This window comes from Pseudoalteromonas sp. NJ631, assembly GCF_000276645.1.
Lineage (GTDB): Bacteria > Pseudomonadota > Gammaproteobacteria > Enterobacterales > Alteromonadaceae > Pseudoalteromonas > Pseudoalteromonas piscicida.
In genome coordinates, this window is the sequence record NZ_AKXJ01000005.1 from 142,031 (window position 1) to 162,366 (window position 20,336).

Genomic DNA, 20,336 nt, shown 5'->3' on the forward strand with positions numbered 1-20,336 from the left:
TAAGCTTTACTTCTATCCTAGTGTAACCAGTCGAAATTATGTGCAATTTTTATTTAGCTGGCGTTGTTCATTATCTCAAAACAAACGCAATCAAGCGTTGAACTTTGGTGAATAACGCGTCTACAGCAGCTAGATAAGTTCATAACCTTGAGATTGGTAAACACAATTAAACAAAACAACATGCAAGGAACAACAAAATGCGTAAATTAAGTGCTATTAGTTTTGCAGTATTAGCGGGTTTGACTTCAGTCAACGCACAAGCCGCTAAAATACTTAGCGTAGAGTCAAACAAAGCAATCGATGATCAGTATATTGTGGTGTTCACAACACCTTCTGTTTTAAATGTCAAAGACAGTAAAGCGGTTGCAGCCTTCGCTAATAAGCAAGCTAAAGCGTTACAGAATAAACATAACGTAAGCATTACAAAAGAGTTTGGTGGCGTGCTAAACGGTGTGGTGATTAACGCATCGGCAAAGCAACTAAAAGGTCTGCTTAATAACCCAAATATTGACTATATCGAACAAGACCAAGTGGTTACAGTGACCCCAGCTATCACAGCAAGCGGCGACCAAGCTAATCCAACTTGGGGTCTAGATCGCGTCGATCAACGTAATCTACCGCTAAACTCAAACTACCATTATGATTTTGATGGTACTGGCGTAACGGCCTATGTTATCGATACGGGTGTTCGCATTAGTCACAATGAATTTGGTAACCGTGCATCACATGGTTATGACTTTGTTGATAATGACAATGATGCAACAGACTGTAACGGTCATGGTACCCATGTTGCAGGCACAATTGGTGGCGGTGAATATGGGGTAGCGAAAAACGTCAATATCGTTGGCGTAAGAGTATTGGGTTGTAACGGCTCGGGTTCATATTCAGGCGTTATCTCTGGTATCGATTGGGTTAAAAACAATGCATCAGGCCCATCCGTTGCTAACATGAGTTTGGGTGGTGGCGTTTCTCAAGCGGTTGATGACGCAGTAAATAACGCAGTTGCCTCAGGCGTTAGCTTTGTTGTTGCGGCGGGTAATGACAATAGCAATGCCTGTAATTACTCACCAGCACGTGCAGCCAATGCAATCACTGTGGGTTCAACCACAAGCAGCGATGCCCGTTCTAGTTTCTCAAACTATGGTAACTGTCTAGACATTTATGCACCGGGTTCAAGTATTACTTCTGCCTGGTATAACTCAGATACATCAACCAATACCATCAGCGGTACTTCGATGGCCGCACCGCACGTTGCGGGTGCTGTTGCGCTATATTTGGATGAAAACCCAAGTCTAAGCCCGTCACAAATTGATAGCTTGCTGAGCCAACGCTCATCAAAAGGTAAAGTCTCTAACCCACAAAGCGGTTCACCTAACGAGCTACTTTATACACTAGCTGATGGCACTGATCCGGACCCAGATCCAGATCCAATCACAGAGCTAGTTAATGGCCAAGGCGTCAGTGCATCAGGTGCATCTGGTCAGCAAACCTTCTATAAGTTGGTTGTTCCAGCAGGCGCTAGCGCACTGAACTTCTCACTTGCTGGTGGTACTGGCGATGCCGACCTGTATGTACAGCAAGGCTCTCAACCAACGCTGAATAGTTACGCTTGCCGCCCCTATCTGGATGGTAATAATGAATCATGCGATTTCACCAATCCGACTGCAGGTGATTGGTATGTGATGCTAAATGGTTACGCTGCGTATGCAAATGCGACCCTCACAGGTACTTACTCATCTGATCCTGGTGGCTGTGGTAGCAATTGCTTAGAAAATGGCATCCCAGTAAGTGGTTTAGCTGGTGCATCCGGCCAAGAGTTGCAATACACCATTGATGTTCCAGCAAATGTAACCTTGACAGTTGCAAGCTCTGGCGGCTCTGGCGATGCAGACTTGTATGTTCGTAAAGGTGCGGCACCTACGACATCAACCTATGATTGTCGTCCGTTCTTAAATGGTAATAATGAATCTTGTAGTTTAAGTTCAGGCCAAGGTGCAACCTATTACATCAAGTTGCGTGGCTATTCTAGCTTCTCTGGCGTAACACTTGTTGCAAGCTATTAATTAGCTTTATTACAAATAAATCTCATTTCGTTTGGGGTTTATTGAAAAAACAAGTACAGTGGTGGCTCGTTTGAGCCACCATTTTTGTTTTTAATGAGTATTGTATTAGATCTCTACAGCCAATTATTACATCAAGGGTTTTATGACCATGTGTCTGACGGTGAACTACACACCGAAGTGCCGCTCATCTGTAGTAGTATCTCGCAAGTAAAACTCGATGGCATTATTTACCATCGCACTGCGCAAACTGCGGCGATGATGCCTGAAAACTATGGTAGTTTGATCCTTATCTCTGAAGGAAATGGTTGGTGGCTGACTGAGCAATCTTTGCAGCGTGCTGATCTAACGCAGTTAATCTATCTTGAAGCAAATCAAAAACATGTCTTTCACCTTCCTACACAATATCACGCCGTTAGCTTCAACTTTCCAATCAATTGGCTCGTAGCTCGAACCGGCAAGCGGCTTTTGCATGGACAAGCGCTGACAATTCCCTCTGGTCTATCAACATTATTCAAAAGCGCCTTAACCGCCACAACGCTAAATTTAACAGCGGCAAAATGGCTTGAAGATGAAATTGTACTGCATCTAAGCGCTTGCCAGCCGACCCAATTACCAAGGTCGCCACTGGCGGATTTAAAACGGCTCATCTCTACACATGCAAGTGATGAAGCATTTTGTATCGACATGCTATGTGAGCATTCTGGCTGGTCAAAACGTTATATTCACAAACTCTTTGCCGCATCTGATCTGAGTGCCAGTGAATATCTGATCCGCACCAGACTCACTCACGCTTATTTTGAGTTACTCAATAGCTCCGCATCATTAAATCAAATTGCTATTGATAGTGGATTTAAAAATCAGGCGCACTTCAGCCGTCGTTTTAAGCAATTATTTTCTCTTTCACCCAAGCAAATTTCACAACGAGTGCACTCTTAGACAAAACTGAACCGTGCAAATATATATAATAAGAATCACTCTCATTATCTATAGTAGTAGAACAATGAAAATTAACACACTCTATGCTGCAGTATGCCTCTCACTGCTTTCTCAAACCACCAGTGCCAATGAAAATAAAAAAGATGAGTTAGAAAGAATAGAAGTTCAGGGCAGCCAATATAAAAGTACCGGAACAAAGTCGTCTTTAGCACCAATCAACGCGCCCTTTTCTATTTCTCATATAGATCAAGACACATTGCAGCTACGCCAAGCTGACTCGGTCAATGCTGCGTTGCGCTATGTTTCTGGTATCACACCAGAGAGCCGCAGCACAGTCACCATTTTTGATCAATACACTATTCGCGGTTTTGAATCTTATCGAAATTATTACGATGGCCTAGAACTTCAATCCAATAATCTTTGGAATTTATATCCTCAAGTTGATGCCTTTGCCACCGACACCATTGAGGTGCTAAAAGGCCCAGCGTCAGTACTTTATGGCTCAGCACCGCCAGGTGGCATGGTTAACCAAATCGCAAAGCTTGCCAATGGCACTGAGCAAACACAGGTTCGCCTAAGACTCGGTAGCAGAGCGCTCAAAGAAATCGGCGTTGATCATGGCGGTGTGATCACCGATGAATTAAGCTATCGCGCCATTGCGCTATCAAGAACAAGTGATGGCCAGCAAAAAACAACGGAAGAAGAGCGCACGGTATTTGCACCTTCACTGCGCTGGCAACCGAACCATGATACGGCGTTAACAGCACAACTTTATTACCAAGACGATCCCAAAGCCATACCGTCCACTCCCTTACATAGTGTTGGTACACTCACGCGTGCAAGTTACGGTTATCTAGATGCCGATGCATTTGCAGGCGATATCAATTGGTCCAATTTTGATAGAACAACGCTAATGGCAGGGCTAAAGCTGGAGCATAGTTTATCCGACGATTGGTCTTTGTTTGCTAATTGGCGTTACACCGATGCAGAAGGCTTACAGCAAAATACCTACAACCAAAACTTAACTGCTGATAGCGACACCATACTTGCCCGTGCAGCCTATAAAACCGATGAAACGCAACATGGCTATGTTTTAGACAACCAATTGTCTACTCACTTTACGGTTGGCGACTCATCACATCACTTGCTCTTGGGTTTTGAATACAAAACCTTAAGCTCAACCGTAGGGTATTGGGATACACTTGGGACAGGCACACCAAGTATTAATCTTGCAGCGCCCAACTATGCAGCGTTTGATGTCAGCGCTTTGCCACTTAACTTCTATACCGAAGCGCACGATATTGAACAAAGTAACCGTGCGTTTTACATCCAAGACCAAGTGACAATATCAGCGCTAACCCTCTTGGCTGGTCTTAGATACGATAGTTTCACCAGTGATGTTACTGCTGATAAAAACTACGCTGGCACCGAGTGGCAAACGGAATCAAATATTGATGACACCCAACTCACCGGAAGAATTGCCGCACTTTATCAGCTGGATTCTGGTTGGCGACCTTACGTGAGCTATAGTCAGTCATTTGAACCCGTTGCAGGAGAAGATAGCGTAACTCAACAAGCCTTCAAGCCAACTGAAGCAGAACAATGGGAACTTGGCGTTAAATATCAATCTCGCGATACACAGCTAACATTTGCGCTATTCGATCTCACCAAGCAGAACGAAATCATTAACAGCAAAGACTTTGTCACGAAAACTCAAGCCGGTGAAATCCAGTCCAAAGGTATTGAGCTTGAGGCTTCTCACACCTTTAATGAACAAGTTGATGTGCAGTTCAATGCTACGCATCTAGACCAGAAAGTCACTAAAAATGAATTAGACCAAGATTTGGTGGGGAAACGCTTAGTGTGGGTTGCAGATAACACCGCATCACTTTGGTTAAACTATTACCCAAGCCTGTTGAGTGCACTTAAAGTAAGTGTTGGCGCTCGGTATGTTGGCAAGAGTTATGTTGGCAAATACAACTCAGATACCGTGCCATCCTATACCTTATTCGACATCGCCTTTGATTATGAACTCAGCGAGCGAGCTAGGATCACCTTTAGCATTAGTAACCTCAGTGACAAGCGATACGTTGGTGCATGCTATGACGAAAGCAACTGCTGGATGGGTGCTGAGCGCAAAGCCGATGTTGGTCTCCATTACCGCTTTTAATCTCTCACCTAAGAGAGCTTACGAAAGGATTTAAAGGGACGGATGATTTAAACGGACACCCACCTTAACGCTCCAGCAAGCATTTAGGTGGGTGTCCTTATTAATTCATCTCTTTATTCATTCTCATTTAGCTTTAACTCAAAGGAAAACAATGCGTAAAACACTATTTAAATGGCACAGTGCAATGGCATTAATCGCGATACTGCCGCTCGCCGTTATGTCAGTCACAGGTAGCATGTTGGTGTTTAAGTTCGAGATAGATAGCCTATTACTTCCAAAGCAAGCGACATTGACTTATCAGGACCAAGACGTCCAGCGTCAGCCCATGAATGCGCTCGTTAATTATGTCGCAGACACCCATCCAAATTATGAAATTGGTAGCTGGGAAATATTCGATGACGGCTACGAAGCTGATAGAGTCTATTTATTAAAGCATGGTACAGACACGTGGTTTAAAACGTATCTAGATCCTTACGCAGGCAAAATGCTAAGCGAGCCTGTGGGTATTCACAGCGATTTTACTGATTTTATTCTTCACCTACATTACACCTTACTACTTGATGATGTGAGTAAAACCTTTCCACACATGGGTGTCGTTATCGGTTTAGCTGTGGCTATACTTTTTACCTTGCTTGGTGTTTCCGGCTTAGTGATATACCGGCGCTTTTGGCGGCGATTCTTTAGCTTTAGGCGGCAAGCTCCTCGGCTCGTCATGATGAGCGACCTGCATAAGGTAGTTGGCATTTGGAGTGCGCCAGTATTGCTCGCGCTCGGCATTACTGGCGTTTACTTTAATGCAGTGGAGTATTATCACGAGGCTTTTGAACACCAAGAAGATGAGCACCATATTGTCAGCCACGCAATGTTTAATCACTCATTAGATTTTGATGCCATGATGACCCAAAGCCATCGTGCGGTTAACGGACTTAAACCAACCTACTGGCTATTTCCATTTGAGCCAGAGCAAACCAGCATTACCATTTTTGGTAGCGTGGCCGATGCCAACCCGTTCATTAGTAACTATGCAGCAACGGTTAGCTTTGACGCGCAATCTGGTAAACAAACCTTTGCCTACGATATTCGAACTGCGTCTACTGTAGACCGGGTAATCGACAGTTTTAGAAAACTCCACTTTGGCCACTTTGCAGGGCTTACCAGTAAAATAATTTGGTGCATTATGGGACTCGCCCCCGTATTACTTGGCTTGACTGGGTTATATTTATGGTGGCAAAGAAAGCGTAAGAAACTCAAGAGTAAGAAAAACCGTCAACTCGCCTTAAGCTGACGGTTCAAGTTTCAACCCAGATCCGTTATTGTCGTTATTATCAGCAAATAACGAGCAATCACTATGAAACAACTTGGGCTAATTGGTGGTATGAGTTGGGAGTCAACACAAAGCTACTACCAGCTTATCAATCAAACAGTTAAAGCAAAGCTTGGCGGGCTACACAGTGCAAAGCTTTGCTTGTATAGCGTCGACTTTGCCGAAATTGCAGAGCTTCAAGCAGCTGGTGATTGGCAAAAAATGACCACCATTTTGGCTGGTGCTGCTACTTCGTTGAAACGTGCAGGCTCAGATGCCATTGTGATCTGTACCAACACCATGCATAAGATTTCAGATGAAATTAGTGCAGCGTCAGGATTACCGGTACTGCATATTGCCGACGCAACCGCCAAGCGACTTAAAGATGACGGCGTAAAACGCATCGCGCTGTTAGGTACGAGATTTACGATGCAACAAGACTTTTATAAAGCACGATTGCAAAACCTTCACGGCATTGAAGTAATAACCCCCAATAACGACCAGCAAGCTTTGGTTCACGACATAATTTATGACGAATTATGTCGCGGTGAAGTCAACGCAAGCTCAAGGCAAACTTATCTAGACATCATCGACGCACTCCATCAACAAGGAGCTGAAGGGGTTATTTTAGGTTGCACAGAAATCGGTTTGCTCGTTCAGCAAGCACATACTCAAGTTCCTCTTTATGACACTACCAAACTTCATGCTGAAGCCGTTGTAGAGTGGTCACTCGGGGCAACATCTTGCTTTATTCATGAGTAATATCAAACTTTGTTGTAATTAAAAAAATAACAACGAAATCGCTATTGTCGCGATTACTTGGCTCCTATAGAATAAAATCTCACTTACTCTAGGGCCTGTTGACCTTTGCTGTTTGATTTTTGTTCTCCTGAGTGTGTTTTGATCGCGACGCTCGACTTGTCGCCTAGTAATCTAGGCAAAAGTTGAGCAACAATGAACAAAGCACACTCAGGGGAACCCAAAGGGCAGCGCTTGATTGGCATTTCTACTGTGTTATCGCCTAACTTACATAGAATAACTATGCTACGCAGGCTCTGCCTTGTATAAATACCAATCAAACTGCTGCAAAAACAAACTTGAAAGGTCAACAGGCCCTAATTAAATCAGGGATGTATTATGACCCAATACGACGAATATAAAGTTATCCATGTAGTTGAAGGTGGCTGCGGCACGCTATTACTTGGCTCAAGTGGATTACCGTTAAAAAAGCTTGAAGCAACTTTAAATATGGAAGCGCAAGATGGCTGGCAGCTTGTTTTCCAAGTTATCGAAAACAAACGTTTTATGCTGTTTTGGAGCCGCGAAGCCGTGATCTTAACACTTGGTCGTAAACGTGCTTAAACGCTTTGCTCTGTCTGCCATTCGCCGCTATCAAGCGAATGGTGGAGCAAAAGCCCACTTCAATATAAGTTGTAATTTTACGCCGTCATGTTCTGAATATACCTATCAAGCAATCGAAAAATACGGCTTCTTTAAAGGCGTGCGTATCGGCTTTTGCCGTATCAAGCGCTGCAATGACCCAGATTGTATTGAAATAAAGTCAGACCCCCTACCGTAACCAATCCTAGGAGTTTGCATGGACGAAATAGCATTAAGAGAACAAGAAGAAGCGTTGAGGAACCAAGTTGCTCAGCTAAGTCCTGAAGCGCGCAAGCAGTACTACCAACTTGAAGAACAGCTAGTAAAAGATCCTGATACTTACGCCGTACTCAATTACTTCTTTGCCGCAGGTTTACATCACTTTTATCTGGGTAAAACAGCACGAGGTGTAATTAACCTCACCTTGATGCTCTTAGGGCTTGTATTTATTCTCTTTTATGGCTGGGTTCTGCTAATTTTAGTGTGTTTAATTGAGCTACCTCAGTTATTTAACAGCCAAAAAATAGTGAGAAAATACAACATCGATGTAATGCGAGAAGTACTAGATGAGCTCAAAGATACACAACAGAATCAAGCAATCTAAAGAAACGCAGTGGCTTTGGATTATAGCGGCCACGGTTGTGGTCGTTTTATTTAGTGGTTATCAGTTTTATACCAAAGGCGTGCCTTACTTCGCTGAAGAGATCTCGGCCTCATTGCCCAAACAAATCTACCAAATCATCGACGAAGGAAGCCTAAACGAGCTAGATAATTCGGAATTTTCTGAATCAAAATTAAGTGAAATCAAACAGCAAGAGACTCGCGCTTTATTTGTCTCATTGCTTGGCGCCAATGCATCGAGTGAACGCGAATTTAAACTTGAACTTAGGCAGTGGAAAGATAAAGCCAACGCCATGGCATTGGCCAATGGTAGCATTGTGATCACCGATAACATGGTCGAACTGGCATCTACTCAGCAAGAGCTTAGCGCAGTGTTACTCCACGAGATTGGCCATGTGGAGCATAATCACGTCATGGAATCCCTTGTGAGCTCGTCTATCGTATTTGTCAGTTCGAGTGTCGTATTGGGTGACATCTCTGCGCTCTCAGATCTTATGATGCAGGGCGCAATGTTAGGCATCAACCAAAATTACTCTCAGCACGCTGAACTCGAGGCTGATTTGTACGCGCACAACAAGCTAATTACGCTGTATGGTAATAGTATTGCGATGATCTCTATATTCGAAAAGCTCGCCAAGGAAAGCGATGAACAGCATAGTTGGTTAAGCACACACCCAAGCTTTGAGCAACGCATTGAGCAGCTGCGACAAAAGCCATGATCCTTACAGGTTAAAGTGGGTGTCTTGTTAAATTCCGTTGTTAAACTCTGCTCAGTACAAGCTTTTAAAACAACTTTTAAAAAGACACCCACCCATTTACCATTTAGTATTTCATTTGTTAAATTGACTAAGGCAATCTACTCTTAACATACATTCAAAGGATTGAAGGTATCTAATATGGCCACTGCACGCTGCCGACAAATTTGTCTATCAGAAACCAAATATTATCACTGTATTTCTCGCTGCGTTAGGCAAGCCTACCTTTGCGGTCAGGACATAGCCACTGGGCGCTCTTACGAACATCGCAGAGATTGGGTCGAAGAAAAGCTACTCGCCCTTAAAAAAACGTTTTGCATTGATGTCTGTGCATATGCGGTTATGAATAACCACACCCATATAGTTCTACATGTTGATATTCAAAAAGCCAAACGTCTAACTGACAAAGCTATTATCATTCGCTGGCACAAGCAGTTTAAAGGCAATTGGCTCACACATAAGTTTATTCGTAATGAGCCATTATCAGATGCGGAAAGGTCAATACTTGATAATACTATCAATATATATCGATCACGCATTACCTGTATCAGCTGGTTTATGAGAACACTTAATGAGTATATTGCACGACGAGCAAATCAAGAGGACCAATGTACAGGTCGGTTTTGGGAGGGGCGCTTCAAATCACAAGCACTACTTGATGAAGCTGCACTTGTTGCGTGCATGGCTTATGTTGATCTAAATCCCATTCGCGCTAACCTAGCTAAGCTACCTGAAGAATCTAAATACACGAGTATAAAAAAGCGTATTGAATTAGCCAAACAAGGAAAGCAACCTCGCTCACTACTCCGATTTGCAGGCAATCCGAGAAAGCATATGCCTAAAGGTATACCGCTTGAGCTGTCATCATATATCGAACTGGTCGAACTCACAGGGCGTTGCATAAGAAGTGACAAAATAGGTTACATTAAAAACAAACAACCGATTTTAGACAGGTTAAATCTAACCTCTAAGAACTGGATAACCCTGACAACACAATTTAGTACTGTGATCCATGGAGCTGCTGGTAACTCAGCAGCAAAGCAAAAATATTGTGATTCACTCTCAATTCAACGGCGTTCAAATATATCCAATTGCGTAGTACTTTTTGGTTAATCATCAAATCAATTGAGAATTGAGAACCTAGACCAATTGCGCCTTAGCGAGAAGCAATATAGTTTGCTTATTCATGCATCCATAATGCAGGCCAATCATAAACTTCAGAAATGGCTCTAGAGATTTCATGGATTAATTGAAAGCCATTGTCTGAGTTTGTCATAACGACAAAACCTCGGCCAACACTAGCAAAAGACACGGCATAACAAGTATACCCAGCATTCCCACCACTATGTCTAAATCTATAAGCGTTACCTTCTCCATCGAGTCCTATTCCTGTACCACCAGCACCGGGAACTCTAGTAAGCATGACTTTCGCAAGATGTGGAGATAATAAGCTTTCGTCATCACCACGATAGGACTTACCTAGAGCAATCATAAATAATGCTAAATCAGAAGGAGTACTCCATAACCCCGCAGCTGCCTTTTCAGGATATAGCCGATAACCTCCAGCGATCATATTTGCTTGTAAATCATGACCTTTAGCAACTCTATATTGAGGCAGATTCAGCGACGCTAGCTTAAAAGAGCTGTTATTCATGTTTAGGGGCTTTAATACCTGCTTTTCCAATAACTCAGAGAATGACAGCCCACTACTATCTTCCATCAACAGTTGCAAAACTGTCATGCCACCACCTGAATAAAACTCAGACTTCCCTGGTGTTTGAAACACTCTAACTGATGGGGAATTACTCAACTTACTCCCTTGTAAAACCTGTACGAGCGAAGGAGTCTTTTGGTTTCTGCCATAACCAGCGAATCCTTGTACATTGAGCCCTGAAGTGTGACTCATAATTCGACTGGGTGTCACTTTATTTTCTTTAGTAAATTTATTATTGGGGACCTGCCAGCGTGTAAGCTTACTGTTTACATCTTCATGTAGTCCAAAACGACCTAGCTCTATCATCTTAAAAGCACCAAAGCTCGTTACAGCTTTAGAAATAGAAGCAGCCTGAAACAGCGTATCCGGCGTTACATTCACTTTTGAGTACTCATCTGTAACGCCGTAACCTTTCGACCAAAGAATATGATTATTATCAAAAACTGTAATGCTAACCGCAGGGACGCGGTATGTGCTCATTCTGGATTGAAGTGTACTCGCTGTTTCACTACTCACTCCGCTATCATTAATTTCGCGAATACTCTGCTCGAACACTTGTTGTTTATTTACATAATCTGGTGCTACAGCTTTCAACTTTTGTTCTGCACAACTCACCACAGTAACCAGAGCTGCCACCAGTGTGATTTTCATGACTCTCATATATCAGCCTTAATATTCAAACGCTAAAATATTATTGTCGTATTGAGGTCTTAAAAAGTTTGCTTTGACGACAATTAAGTTTCAAACATCAAACTAACTCTATCGCCTGTATTGTTGGCATATGCAGACACCCACTTTAGCGTCACCGTTTAAAAATGGGTGTCTTTTTAACATTCTGTCTCCGAGAAGCGATGAGCAACATAGTTGGATAAGCACACACCCAAGTTTTGAGCAGCGCATTGAGCAGCTACGGCAAAAGCCGTGAATCATAAACAGGAATAGCATTAATGCACTGAAAAGTTGTTAAATAACTCCAGCTATTAACACTGACTGTTTCCTTATACCGTACAATCCCATTACATTTTTTAACTTGCAATCTATGTTTCTAAATTGGAGAATCTGTTTTTAAATGAATCACGGGTAAAAAATGAAACCATCCAAACTTTATCTACTACCTATAACAGTAGCCAGTATCAGCACATTTCTCACGGCCTGCACATCTGAAACAGAATCTGATCTGTTGAAAACAAACGCAATTAGTGCGGATATATCAATAAATTCAAATGGAGAAAGAGCCCGAATTGTGGCCGAGTTAAATGTTGGGGACTCGTTCGGCTCTAATGTAAATTTAAGCGAAGGCGATACACTAAGAGCGATCGTAAATGGTCAGACGATCCAATTGATTAAAGATACTGACATTCTAGATATTGATTACGAGGGCAGATCCTCTGTTGTAACAGGTAACAGCCTATATACTATCCAGTTAAATCGGAAGAAGGAAGAAAATGCTTCAGCGTCAGTTGAGCTTCCCTTAGGCTTTCTGATACTTACCCCCGAAGCAGAGAAAACTTTTCGATATGATGAAGATATTGAAATTCATATTGATGGAATAGACTCAGCGAGTGAAACATCTCTTATCGTTAACTATGCATGTCCGAATAATACGGGCGGGTTAGTGACAGGCTCTTTCTCAACACAGTTTGGAAACTCGACAAGCAATACATTCAATGCAAAAAGCGCTAGCCTCATAGATCTAGAGCAGATTGCAACTTCAAAACCATGTGAATTTGATATGGAAGTTCAGAGAGTTAGAACAGGCAGCTTTTCTGGTGCACTTAAAGACAATAGTTTAATTAGGGGTATCCAATCAAGGGTTATTAAAGATCTAGAGTTTACTTTTTAGTTTACATAGCTTTTGAGTAGTCACAGCGTTAAATGCCTCACCCTGTTTCTTCTCAATTTAAATGGGTGTCTTTTTAGCCGCTTTCGCTTTAGCCGTACTTTAGCGTAGAAAAACGAAACCAAAGTGGATCGAGTCCACTTTGGTTTAAGATAAACAGAACTAGCTAGACTGCTCAGTAGCCCTTTTTTAGTCTTCTAGTATCGCTTTGTACAAAACGATACTTCTTTGCAAGTGCTCTTTCCTTGTCTCTCTTATCTTTTAGGCTGACGTTGTTTCTTTGATGTTCACTTCTTAGTTTTATGAAGTTGTTGAAGCGCCTAACTTCAAGTTCTCCACTCTCTATCGCTTGCTGAACAGCACATCCGGGCTCATTTTGATGCGAGCAATCACTGAAACGGCAGGCGCTTTCTAACACTTCAATTTCTGCAAATGTTTTACTGATCCCTTGTTGGCAATCGGCTAGCTGGATCTCTCTCATTCCTGGCGTATCGAGCAGCACTGAGCCATTGTCCATAAAATGTAACGAGCGAGCGGTTGTCGTGTGCCGCCCTTTTGCATCATCTTCACGGATTGAACCAGTGAGCTGCTCTTTACACCCTAACAGCGTGTTCACCAAGCTGGACTTACCCACACCAGATGAACCTACAAATGACAACGTTTTTCCCGTGCTACACCAAGCTTTTAGACACTCAACGGAGCTCTGCTCCAACGCATTTATCGCTTCGACTGTCAAAAATGGGTCCAACTCCTGAACGAGTTGTACTTGCTGTTGCCAACCGTCAACCAAATCCTTCTTAGTCAAAACAACAATTGGCTCCACTTGCGCTTCATTAGCCAGTGCTAAGTAACGTTCGATCCGGTTTAGATTAAAATCCCGATTTAGCGAGCAAACAATAAACAGGCAATCGATATTTGCGGCTATCAATTGCTCCGCGACTTTACTGCCAGCAGCTTTCCTTGAAATAACCGATTTGCGGGATAATAGCCTAATAAATTGATAATTTTCATCTAACAAAACCCAATCACCAACCGTCATACTAGGCAGTGATACATGAGTAGATAAAGAAATTTTCCGTGATTGCAACTGGATTAAATAATTACTTCTGTGGTGCGCTATCACGCGGCCAAGAATAGATAATTCCAATTCTGTTAGTGTCAGTTGCTGTTGAAAAAATGCTTGCCAACCAAGCTGTGTTGGCGAATAAGATGTATTCATTATAAAATCTCAAAAATGCAGAAAGACTGCAAAAATCAAGCAGGGTTAATGAATATCATTGACCCCGGAGAAGCCTGTTAGGCATCACACCGGGTAAAAGGAGTAAAAATTTAGAAGAGACGAAAGTTAGAGTCTACTAATCACACCTAGCTACAACTTTTACCGGGTGGCTCAATAAAACAATCATCAAATTCTCCTTAAACTTTTTTGAATACTGCCGCAGATTAGCACTGAAGATAGGCAAGGTAAACCAAGTATTTCACGCAACTAATTTCAATAATAGATAAAAGTTTTGTGTTTAAAGCGATATCAATCACGCAATTTTTGCGTATGTTATCTGGGCTAAAACAAGAGCAGACGCTGATCCGCCTGCTCTTGTGATTTTAATAAGCTTACAACGCCAGCATTAAAATTTCTTTCGCCTTCGCTAAATCAATATCGCCGTGCTCACCTAGCGCCGTCATGCCGTTCTTTTCTAGATTAGCGATAACTTCTTGTACTGCTTTTTCGTCTAATTGATAATCAGCTAAACGCGTTTGCACCGCCATCGATTCAAAGAAGTCTTGAACTGCTTTTATCGTTTGGTCAATCTGCTGTGCTTCGTCAGCGGCTGTAATACCGAATACACGCTCACCAAGTTGCTTGATTTTCTCGGCTTTTTTGTCTCGTTGCACATACATCACCGCAGGTAATACAATCGCAAGCGTTTGCGCGTGGTCAAGGTTATACAACGCCGTTAGCTCGTGACCAATCATATGCGTTGACCAATCCTGTGGTACGCCTTGACCAATAAGGCCATTTAGCGCCATAGTTGCAGACCACATAACGTTTGCCCTTACATCATAATTGTTAGGCTCGCTTAACGCCTTTGGTCCTTCGCTGATAAGCGTTTGTAAAATACCTTCTGCGAATCTGTCTTGCAGTGGCGCATTTACTGGATACGTTAAATACTGCTCAATCACGTGAACAAACGCATCCACTACCCCATTACTCACTTGGCGAGGCGGCAGTGAATAGGTGTATTCTGGGTCAAGTACCGCAAACTGCGGCTGTACCGTCGGTGACGAAAACGCACGCTTTTGCGAGGTTGCCTTTTTAGTAACCACTGAGTTACCGTTACTCTCAGAGCCAGTCGCTGGTAAAGTAAGCACAGCACCAATCGGCAATGGGTTGCTAAAGCTTGCGCCTTTTACCAAAATGTCCCAAGGCTCACCGTCAAAATTAAAAGCTGCCGCCACAAACTTTGCGCCGTCAATCACACTGCCGCCACCAACCGCAAGAATAAAGTTCACATCATTTTGCTTTGCCGTCGCGACCGCTTGCATTAGCGTTTCGTATGTTGGGTTTGGCTCCACGCCACCAAATTCCACAACCTCAACACCTGTCAATGCATTCATTGCTTGGTCGTATACACCATTGTTTTTAATTGAGCCGCCGCCGTACAGTAGCAGCACCTTTGCAGCTTCTGGTAATCGTGAGGTGATTTCACTCATTTGGCCTTTACCAAAAAGAATTTCGGTTTGATTTTTAAATACAAAATTAAGCATACTCAATTCCTTACTGTTGAATATTCGATTCTTTCGCTAACATTTCTAGCAGCTTTTCTGCTAGTAATGTGTCTGAAAACGGGTTTTGCCCTGTAATTAGCTCTCTATCAACAACCACTTTTGGCTGCCATGCATTTGCAAACTGCATTTTTCCTCCAGCCTGAGACATAGCTGCTGCTGGGTAAAAGTTGAGCTTTTCGCCATTTAACGTGTTTTCAAATACTTGTTCTTCTGGGTTCGAAAATATCGTCATTTGATATCCGTCATAAATCCAGTTTTTCGCTTGAACAGGTGACTGTGTTGTTAAACTCTGATAATACGCTTTTGGTTCACTTTGTGCCGAAAGCAACGTAATCGGGCCATGGCAAATCGCGGCTGTTGGTTTATTCTCACGGTTAAAATGGTGCAAAATTTCACCCACCTGCGGATTATTCGCCAAATCAATTAACGGTGCGTGTCCGCCTGGAATAAATACCGCATCAAATTCGTCTAACCCCGCAGCAAGGATCTCGCTAAAACTTGCGGTATCATTAATATCTGGCAGGTTAGCAATAAATTTTTTGATGCTTTGTAATTTAGTCTCATCACCGCCAAAGTAATCAACCGTCACTGACTTTTGATCAACAGCAGGGGCATTGCCTTTTGGTGTTGCTAATACCAGTTTATATCCAGCATCCACCAACGCCTTTGCTGGGATCCCAAACTCATTGAGATAATAACCTGTTTCTATTGTCTCACCACTGGCAAGTTCCATCGAGGTTTCGCTCGAAAGTAACACTAATACCTCACCTTCACTTGCATGAGCGTTAAGCGTAAGTGCTGCACCCAATAACGATGACACCCACACCAACGTATTCACTATACCCTTTTTCATCCCGGCTCCTCATACCAGTTCAATATCGACGAGTTTAGGCGATTTGCAGGCACAGGAGAATTCGGATAAATTGGTAGGAGCAATCAGAATATTTATGGCTCGAGTGTTTTATGTCTCATCTCACCCAACTAAAAACCTTTGTGGAAGTATACCGCTGCAAAAATATCACCAAGGCAGCGGCTAACTTGGGGATGTCGCAGCCGGCTGTCACGGCACATATTCAAACCATGGAAGCGGTCGTAGGAAAAGCCCTGTTTGAACGCCAAGCACGAGGGGTGAAGCCAACGCCAACAGCACATGACTTAGCGCTGCAGGTGTCTGGTCATATCGATATTTTAGAGCAGAAGATCACCTCAATTCGAGCGCGCTCCAACGCGGTGTTTGGCACACTAAATATTGCTGGCCCCGCGGAGTATTTAAGCTTTGTCTCCGGTCCACAAATCGCCAACTTATTGCAAGCGGGCAACATTAACGTGGTACTTCATATTGGCAATAAAATTAACATTTTCGACGCACTAATAAACGACACCGCCGACATCGCTATTGCCGCCTCTGCGCCAGACCCCACAACCTTTGACTATCTCGTTCTAGATAAAGAACAACTGTGGCTAGTGATGAACCGTTTAGAGGGCCGAGAAATTCAAGACAGCGATATTACCGCCGACTTACTCTCAAGCTATAACGTCGTCACGTACGATCAAGACTTGCCTTTGGTTAGACAATACTTTGACCGTGTATTTAATGCGAGCTGCAACTCTAATGTCATCGCTATTTGTCCAGACATTAGAGCAATTGCTAACATTATTCGCTCTGGAATAGGTTACTCCGTCCTCCCCGATTATCTCTGCAGAGATCTCATAAAAGCAGGTGAACTGATCCAACTTGGCCCCGTAGGCCCTGAAAATAATATCTATTTGGTGTGGAAAAAGGGCGCGTTAAAACACCCTCGCATTGCCTTTGCAAAGGATGTGATCTCCGCCTTTGCTAATATTAATTATCTTTCGAATTAAAAAGTTGTAAAAAAATTATTTTCCGCAGATTTCTGCTGAGAATTCCTGTTACCTTGCTGTAAATTAAAAGAGACGGGTTGGAACAACAATGGACTATCAAAGCCAATATCGTGACTTAACTATTTATTACGACGCACTAAAAAAAGCAACAAAGCAAAGTGAAGCGGTACCAGACACCACAGAAAAATGGCTGGCACTCGTAGAAACGACCTTATTTGAACTACAAGAGCTTGCCCATATGGAAAAAGCTTATATGCAAAAATCAAGAACGATGAATAACCTAATTGAGTTGGTGTACTCCAGTGCCCCAAGCATGGACTAGCAACTAAAGGTTATTGCTGTTGAGTTTTGCATTGACAAGAGTGCTACTACTAGCACTCTTTTTTTCGCTAGAAATGGGGTTAAAGTTTGAAAATTAGCAGCTTAAACTTCACGACGCAGATAGCCTGCGAAAACTCAGAATGTTATGTGTGCTACTGGTACGCTTTCAATGTAGCAAAGATCTCCTCAGACAGTTCAGCAAACACACCATGGATCCGCTCTGATAGCACTTTTACATTGTCGAAGTCAGGGTCAGCAAGCATTAAAATTTCAAAGATTGACCACTCAGGCATAACCTCTTGATTCACCCATTTGATACCCTGTAACTTTGTCCAATATTCAATTTGAACATCCTTTGTTTGCCCAAGGAGCCAAAGTTCGAATTGCACCTCTTGATGGTTCAACACCACTGCCAATTTGAGTTTATGTTTTTTAAGGTAATCGTTTTGTAGATAAAAGTATGTAAAGTCAATATATCCGTGTAACACGTTTGCGACTGTAAACTGGCCTTTATACTGCTTACTGAATTCAGCTCTGAGACTTTGAACGATAGAGACGAGATCCTTATAGGTTCTCTGCAGTTCGCCACTTGCAAATACCATTTTATAGGCAGGAATTCGAGCACTAAGACTTTTATTACACATGTTGTCCTCTGAGTTTTTCAGGCACATAGACAAAGTGACCCACACACGAAGCTAGTTTTGCAAGGGGCCTGAGTCATCATAAAATTGTCAGATATCATATCAAACTATCAAAGTCGAATGGTGCTTCATATACGCTAAGCTAGGGTGTAAGTAAAAGAAGCGGGCTGTTTTGAACTATTGGCATAACTATAGTGCTAAGTTATACTTAAGAAGTCAGACAAGAGGTGTATTTATGGCTGTTACTTCGGTGAAAAAAGCAAAAAATGTTCAAACATTTATACCTAAAATGAGCAACTTTGAAATAAGCGCTAAATACGAAGGTCTAAGCTTTAAAAAAGAGAGCGTGAGCAAATCAATTGCTGATTTAAAAGCAAAATATGCGAGATAAATACGGCGTTGCTCAGGATAGTTATTGTTATCCAAAATCTGACGTACTAGTTAATAAGCTTAATATTACAGATGCAAATGAGTTAGCGGAAGCTGAGCTAGCGTTTACCGCCTTTAGATATAGTAAATACTCTTCTAAAATCAAATCCCTCCACCAATTTAGTTTAAATCATTTACGACATCTCCACTGGTATTTATTTCAAGATGTATATGATTGGGCTGGTGAGATTAGAACTGTTGACATTTCCAAAGGGGAAACTCGGTTTTGTACTTGTTCACGAATCAATGTTGAAGTACAAAAGCAGTTCCAGCAAATTGAAACATTGGATATAAACGCAGCTAAACCAGAAATCTTAGCCCAGCTTGCAGATATCTACTGTGAATTAAATATTATTCATTCCTTTAGAGAGGGCAATGGTAGAACTCAACGTTTTTTCTTTGAAGAGCTACTATTTTTCTTAGGCTTTTCTGTCAATTGGCCAGACATATAAAAAGATGAATGGGTTCAAGCAAATATAGATGGCTATTACGGTAATTTAAATCCACTAAACACCATCCTAACACTCGCGACGAGATAGCTTACCCCATACGTTTAATGCCTGAATTGTAGCGAGTGCTAATCCACATACAGCACGATATGTTAACAGCCCTATTTTGGTGCTGACTCAAGATACCCAACTTGTAGCGGAGCATTTCTTCGAGCTATAAACCCGATATAAAGTACTGCGACACACAGCAGCATAGGCACTGATTTTAAGTAAGCAAAATAGTCATAAAAGAAGGTTACTTCCCAGAACATCTTTGCGGTTTCTTCGTTTATACCCATTCTATCTAAGTTACGGAGAAAGTTTTCCATCAATGCCAGAAAGTCAACGAGAGCTAAAACCATTGCTAGGAAATATAATGGCCCTTCAGCATAGTTTTTCTCAAAAACAGAAGCCGATTTTCCCCGAGTTAAAATAACAGCTATCTCGATACGACGCTTGAGTAAAAAGAGCAATAGTAGGCTGAGAGAAAACTGAATTGAAAACGCAAATATATTTTCTATAAAGTAGCTTTCCACAACAGGGAAGATCGCGATGTGAAGCGTATATATCGCTACAATTGCAAGAAAGTAAGGCACGGCAAAACATAGCGTCAGTAGCTGACTATTTTTGTCTTTGTAAGAGTAAAAGAACAAAACTAACAATAAGATAAATAAAGTAGATTCAAAAATAATTACGCCAAAAGCCGAACCCAAGATAAGCGTAAGAATACTACCCTTGTCCTTCATATTGTCTGGATACAGTCGTGAGAGCGCTTCGGTATCATCTAAAATATCAGCGAGTTTAACTCTACATAAGTCAGCAAATTTCATTAACGTACCAAGCTTGAAGGAGCTAACGCCATTAAGATAGTTGTCTAGTGTTCGCATGCCAATCCCGAGGTGGCGACAAATATCTTCTCGAGACATCCCGCGTTTATGCTTTAGACCTTTTATTAGCAGCCCTATACGCTGGCTTACTTCGTACTCTTCTGGCGTTTGCATCGACCTACCGTTTCCTGAATCTAA

General features: G+C 42.3%; 21 protein-coding genes. 15 read left to right on the forward strand and 6 right to left on the reverse strand.

The window, feature by feature from the left end; genetic code table 11:
* Positions 1 to 197: 197 nt before the first annotated feature.
* The 10 genes from A587_RS0110900 to A587_RS0110950 all read left to right on the forward strand — a co-directional run bounded on the left by A587_RS0110900 (position 198) and on the right by A587_RS0110950 (position 10,341).
* Complete coding sequence (locus A587_RS0110900) at positions 198 to 2,063, forward strand: S8 family serine peptidase (RefSeq protein ID WP_017217619.1); 1,866 nt, start codon at positions 198 to 200, stop codon at positions 2,061 to 2,063.
* Positions 2,064 to 2,156: 93 nt separating this feature from the next.
* Positions 2,157 to 2,999: a helix-turn-helix transcriptional regulator gene (locus tag A587_RS0110905; protein WP_017217620.1), complete on the forward strand. Its 843-nt coding sequence runs from the start codon at positions 2,157 to 2,159 to the stop codon at positions 2,997 to 2,999.
* 64 nt (positions 3,000 to 3,063) lie between these two features.
* Entirely contained in the window at positions 3,064 to 5,169 is a 2,106-nt protein-coding gene (locus A587_RS0110910; protein ID WP_017217621.1) for a TonB-dependent siderophore receptor, read from the forward strand.
* Between the two features lie 151 nt (positions 5,170 to 5,320).
* Positions 5,321 to 6,454: a PepSY-associated TM helix domain-containing protein gene (locus tag A587_RS0110915; protein WP_017217622.1), complete on the forward strand. Its 1,134-nt coding sequence runs from the start codon at positions 5,321 to 5,323 to the stop codon at positions 6,452 to 6,454.
* Between the two features lie 63 nt (positions 6,455 to 6,517).
* Positions 6,518 to 7,234, forward strand: coding sequence for an aspartate/glutamate racemase family protein (locus tag A587_RS0110920; RefSeq protein WP_017217623.1), 717 nt, complete (start codon positions 6,518 to 6,520; stop codon positions 7,232 to 7,234).
* A 375-nt stretch (positions 7,235 to 7,609) separates the two neighbouring features.
* Complete coding sequence (locus A587_RS0110930) at positions 7,610 to 7,834, forward strand: DUF4177 domain-containing protein (RefSeq protein ID WP_010369821.1); 225 nt, start codon at positions 7,610 to 7,612, stop codon at positions 7,832 to 7,834.
* Entirely contained in the window at positions 7,827 to 8,051 is a 225-nt protein-coding gene (gene yidD / locus A587_RS0110935; RefSeq protein WP_010369825.1) for a membrane protein insertion efficiency factor YidD, read from the forward strand. The genes A587_RS0110930 and yidD overlap by 8 nt, the downstream gene beginning before the upstream one ends.
* Before the next feature lie 18 nt (positions 8,052 to 8,069).
* Positions 8,070 to 8,456: a membrane protein gene (locus A587_RS0110940; protein WP_010369828.1), complete on the forward strand. Its 387-nt coding sequence runs from the start codon at positions 8,070 to 8,072 to the stop codon at positions 8,454 to 8,456.
* Positions 8,419 to 9,192 carry a M48 family metallopeptidase gene (locus A587_RS0110945; protein ID WP_017217624.1) on the forward strand — a complete coding sequence of 258 codons (774 nt, stop codon included), beginning with the start codon at positions 8,419 to 8,421 and terminating at the stop codon, positions 9,190 to 9,192. The genes A587_RS0110940 and A587_RS0110945 overlap by 38 nt, the downstream gene beginning before the upstream one ends.
* 177 nt (positions 9,193 to 9,369) lie before the next feature.
* Complete coding sequence (locus A587_RS0110950) at positions 9,370 to 10,341, forward strand: transposase (RefSeq protein ID WP_017217625.1); 972 nt, start codon at positions 9,370 to 9,372, stop codon at positions 10,339 to 10,341.
* 67 nt (positions 10,342 to 10,408) lie between these two features.
* On the opposite strand, the gene A587_RS0110955 is transcribed toward A587_RS0110950, so the two are convergent.
* Entirely contained in the window at positions 10,409 to 11,602 is a 1,194-nt protein-coding gene (locus A587_RS0110955; protein ID WP_017217626.1) for a serine hydrolase domain-containing protein, read from the reverse strand.
* A 427-nt stretch (positions 11,603 to 12,029) separates the two neighbouring features.
* Between A587_RS0110955 and A587_RS0110960 the strand changes: the two genes are divergently transcribed.
* Positions 12,030 to 12,785 carry a hypothetical protein gene (locus A587_RS0110960; protein WP_017217627.1) on the forward strand — a complete coding sequence of 252 codons (756 nt, stop codon included), beginning with the start codon at positions 12,030 to 12,032 and terminating at the stop codon, positions 12,783 to 12,785.
* Between the two features lie 172 nt (positions 12,786 to 12,957).
* Here A587_RS0110960 and rsgA read toward each other — a convergent pair whose 3' ends face one another.
* The 3 genes from rsgA to A587_RS0110975 all read right to left on the reverse strand — a co-directional run bounded on the left by rsgA (position 12,958) and on the right by A587_RS0110975 (position 16,422).
* On the reverse strand, positions 12,958 to 14,001 hold the full coding sequence (gene rsgA, locus A587_RS0110965) for a ribosome small subunit-dependent GTPase A (protein ID WP_017217628.1): 1,044 nt from the start codon (positions 13,999 to 14,001) through the stop codon (positions 12,958 to 12,960).
* Between the two features lie 392 nt (positions 14,002 to 14,393).
* The gene (locus A587_RS0110970; protein ID WP_017217629.1) at positions 14,394 to 15,548 is read right to left on the reverse strand and encodes an iron-containing alcohol dehydrogenase; all 1,155 of its coding nucleotides are present in this window, start codon (positions 15,546 to 15,548) and stop codon (positions 14,394 to 14,396) included.
* A 10-nt stretch (positions 15,549 to 15,558) separates the two neighbouring features.
* Positions 15,559 to 16,422, reverse strand: a complete 864-nt coding sequence (locus tag A587_RS0110975) for a type 1 glutamine amidotransferase domain-containing protein (protein ID WP_017217630.1) — start codon at positions 16,420 to 16,422, stop codon at positions 15,559 to 15,561.
* Positions 16,423 to 16,532: 110 nt separating this feature from the next.
* Here A587_RS0110975 and A587_RS0110980 point away from each other — a divergent pair, with 110 nt between their 5' ends.
* Both A587_RS0110980 and A587_RS0110985 read left to right on the forward strand, forming a co-directional pair.
* Positions 16,533 to 17,432, forward strand: coding sequence for a LysR family transcriptional regulator (locus A587_RS0110980; protein ID WP_010369842.1), 900 nt, complete (start codon positions 16,533 to 16,535; stop codon positions 17,430 to 17,432).
* 88 nt (positions 17,433 to 17,520) lie between these two features.
* A complete protein-coding gene (locus tag A587_RS0110985) occupies positions 17,521 to 17,754 on the forward strand; it encodes a hypothetical protein (protein ID WP_010369844.1) in 234 nt (77 codons plus the stop codon).
* Positions 17,755 to 17,905: 151 nt separating this feature from the next.
* Here A587_RS0110985 and A587_RS0110990 read toward each other — a convergent pair whose 3' ends face one another.
* Positions 17,906 to 18,397, reverse strand: a complete 492-nt coding sequence (locus A587_RS0110990; RefSeq protein ID WP_017217631.1) for a DUF7000 family protein — start codon at positions 18,395 to 18,397, stop codon at positions 17,906 to 17,908.
* Between the two features lie 232 nt (positions 18,398 to 18,629).
* Here A587_RS0110990 and A587_RS25170 point away from each other — a divergent pair, with 232 nt between their 5' ends.
* Complete coding sequence (locus tag A587_RS25170) at positions 18,630 to 18,785, forward strand: hypothetical protein (protein ID WP_017217632.1); 156 nt, start codon at positions 18,630 to 18,632, stop codon at positions 18,783 to 18,785.
* Positions 18,775 to 19,275, forward strand: a complete 501-nt coding sequence (locus A587_RS23990; RefSeq protein WP_017217633.1) for a Fic/DOC family protein — start codon at positions 18,775 to 18,777, stop codon at positions 19,273 to 19,275. Before A587_RS25170 ends, A587_RS23990 begins: the two co-directional genes overlap by 11 nt.
* Before the next feature lie 158 nt (positions 19,276 to 19,433).
* On the opposite strand, the gene A587_RS0111005 is transcribed toward A587_RS23990, so the two are convergent.
* A complete protein-coding gene (locus A587_RS0111005) occupies positions 19,434 to 20,312 on the reverse strand; it encodes a helix-turn-helix domain-containing protein (RefSeq protein WP_017217634.1) in 879 nt (292 codons plus the stop codon).
* Positions 20,313 to 20,336 lie beyond the last annotated feature (24 nt).

Excerpts from the sequence above, each read along its gene's own strand:
- A587_RS0111005 (WP_017217634.1), bottom strand. The coding sequence starts at position 20,312 with ATGCAAACGCCAGAAGAGTACGAAGTAAGCCAGCGTATAGGGCTGCTA.
- A587_RS0110970 (WP_017217629.1), bottom strand. The coding sequence starts at position 15,548 with ATGCTTAATTTTGTATTTAAAAATCAAACCGAAATTCTTTTTGGTAAA.
- A587_RS0110910 (WP_017217621.1), top strand. The coding sequence starts at position 3,064 with ATGAAAATTAACACACTCTATGCTGCAGTATGCCTCTCACTGCTTTCT.
- A587_RS0110950 (WP_017217625.1), top strand. The coding sequence starts at position 9,370 with ATGGCCACTGCACGCTGCCGACAAATTTGTCTATCAGAAACCAAATAT.
- A587_RS0110990 (WP_017217631.1), bottom strand. The coding sequence starts at position 18,397 with ATGTGTAATAAAAGTCTTAGTGCTCGAATTCCTGCCTATAAAATGGTA.
- A587_RS25170 (WP_017217632.1), top strand. The coding sequence starts at position 18,630 with ATGGCTGTTACTTCGGTGAAAAAAGCAAAAAATGTTCAAACATTTATA.
- rsgA (WP_017217628.1), bottom strand. The coding sequence starts at position 14,001 with ATGAATACATCTTATTCGCCAACACAGCTTGGTTGGCAAGCATTTTTT.
- A587_RS23990 (WP_017217633.1), top strand. The coding sequence starts at position 18,775 with ATGCGAGATAAATACGGCGTTGCTCAGGATAGTTATTGTTATCCAAAA.
- A587_RS0110930 (WP_010369821.1), top strand. The coding sequence starts at position 7,610 with ATGACCCAATACGACGAATATAAAGTTATCCATGTAGTTGAAGGTGGC.
- A587_RS0110940 (WP_010369828.1), top strand. The coding sequence starts at position 8,070 with ATGGACGAAATAGCATTAAGAGAACAAGAAGAAGCGTTGAGGAACCAA.
- A587_RS0110915 (WP_017217622.1), top strand. The coding sequence starts at position 5,321 with ATGCGTAAAACACTATTTAAATGGCACAGTGCAATGGCATTAATCGCG.
- A587_RS0110900 (WP_017217619.1), top strand. The coding sequence starts at position 198 with ATGCGTAAATTAAGTGCTATTAGTTTTGCAGTATTAGCGGGTTTGACT.
- A587_RS0110955 (WP_017217626.1), bottom strand. The coding sequence starts at position 11,602 with ATGAGAGTCATGAAAATCACACTGGTGGCAGCTCTGGTTACTGTGGTG.
- A587_RS0110960 (WP_017217627.1), top strand. The coding sequence starts at position 12,030 with ATGAAACCATCCAAACTTTATCTACTACCTATAACAGTAGCCAGTATC.
- A587_RS0110980 (WP_010369842.1), top strand. The coding sequence starts at position 16,533 with ATGTCTCATCTCACCCAACTAAAAACCTTTGTGGAAGTATACCGCTGC.
- A587_RS0110945 (WP_017217624.1), top strand. The coding sequence starts at position 8,419 with ATGAGCTCAAAGATACACAACAGAATCAAGCAATCTAAAGAAACGCAG.
- A587_RS0110985 (WP_010369844.1), top strand. The coding sequence starts at position 17,521 with ATGGACTATCAAAGCCAATATCGTGACTTAACTATTTATTACGACGCA.
- A587_RS0110975 (WP_017217630.1), bottom strand. The coding sequence starts at position 16,422 with ATGAAAAAGGGTATAGTGAATACGTTGGTGTGGGTGTCATCGTTATTG.
- A587_RS0110920 (WP_017217623.1), top strand. The coding sequence starts at position 6,518 with ATGAAACAACTTGGGCTAATTGGTGGTATGAGTTGGGAGTCAACACAA.
- A587_RS0110905 (WP_017217620.1), top strand. The coding sequence starts at position 2,157 with ATGAGTATTGTATTAGATCTCTACAGCCAATTATTACATCAAGGGTTT.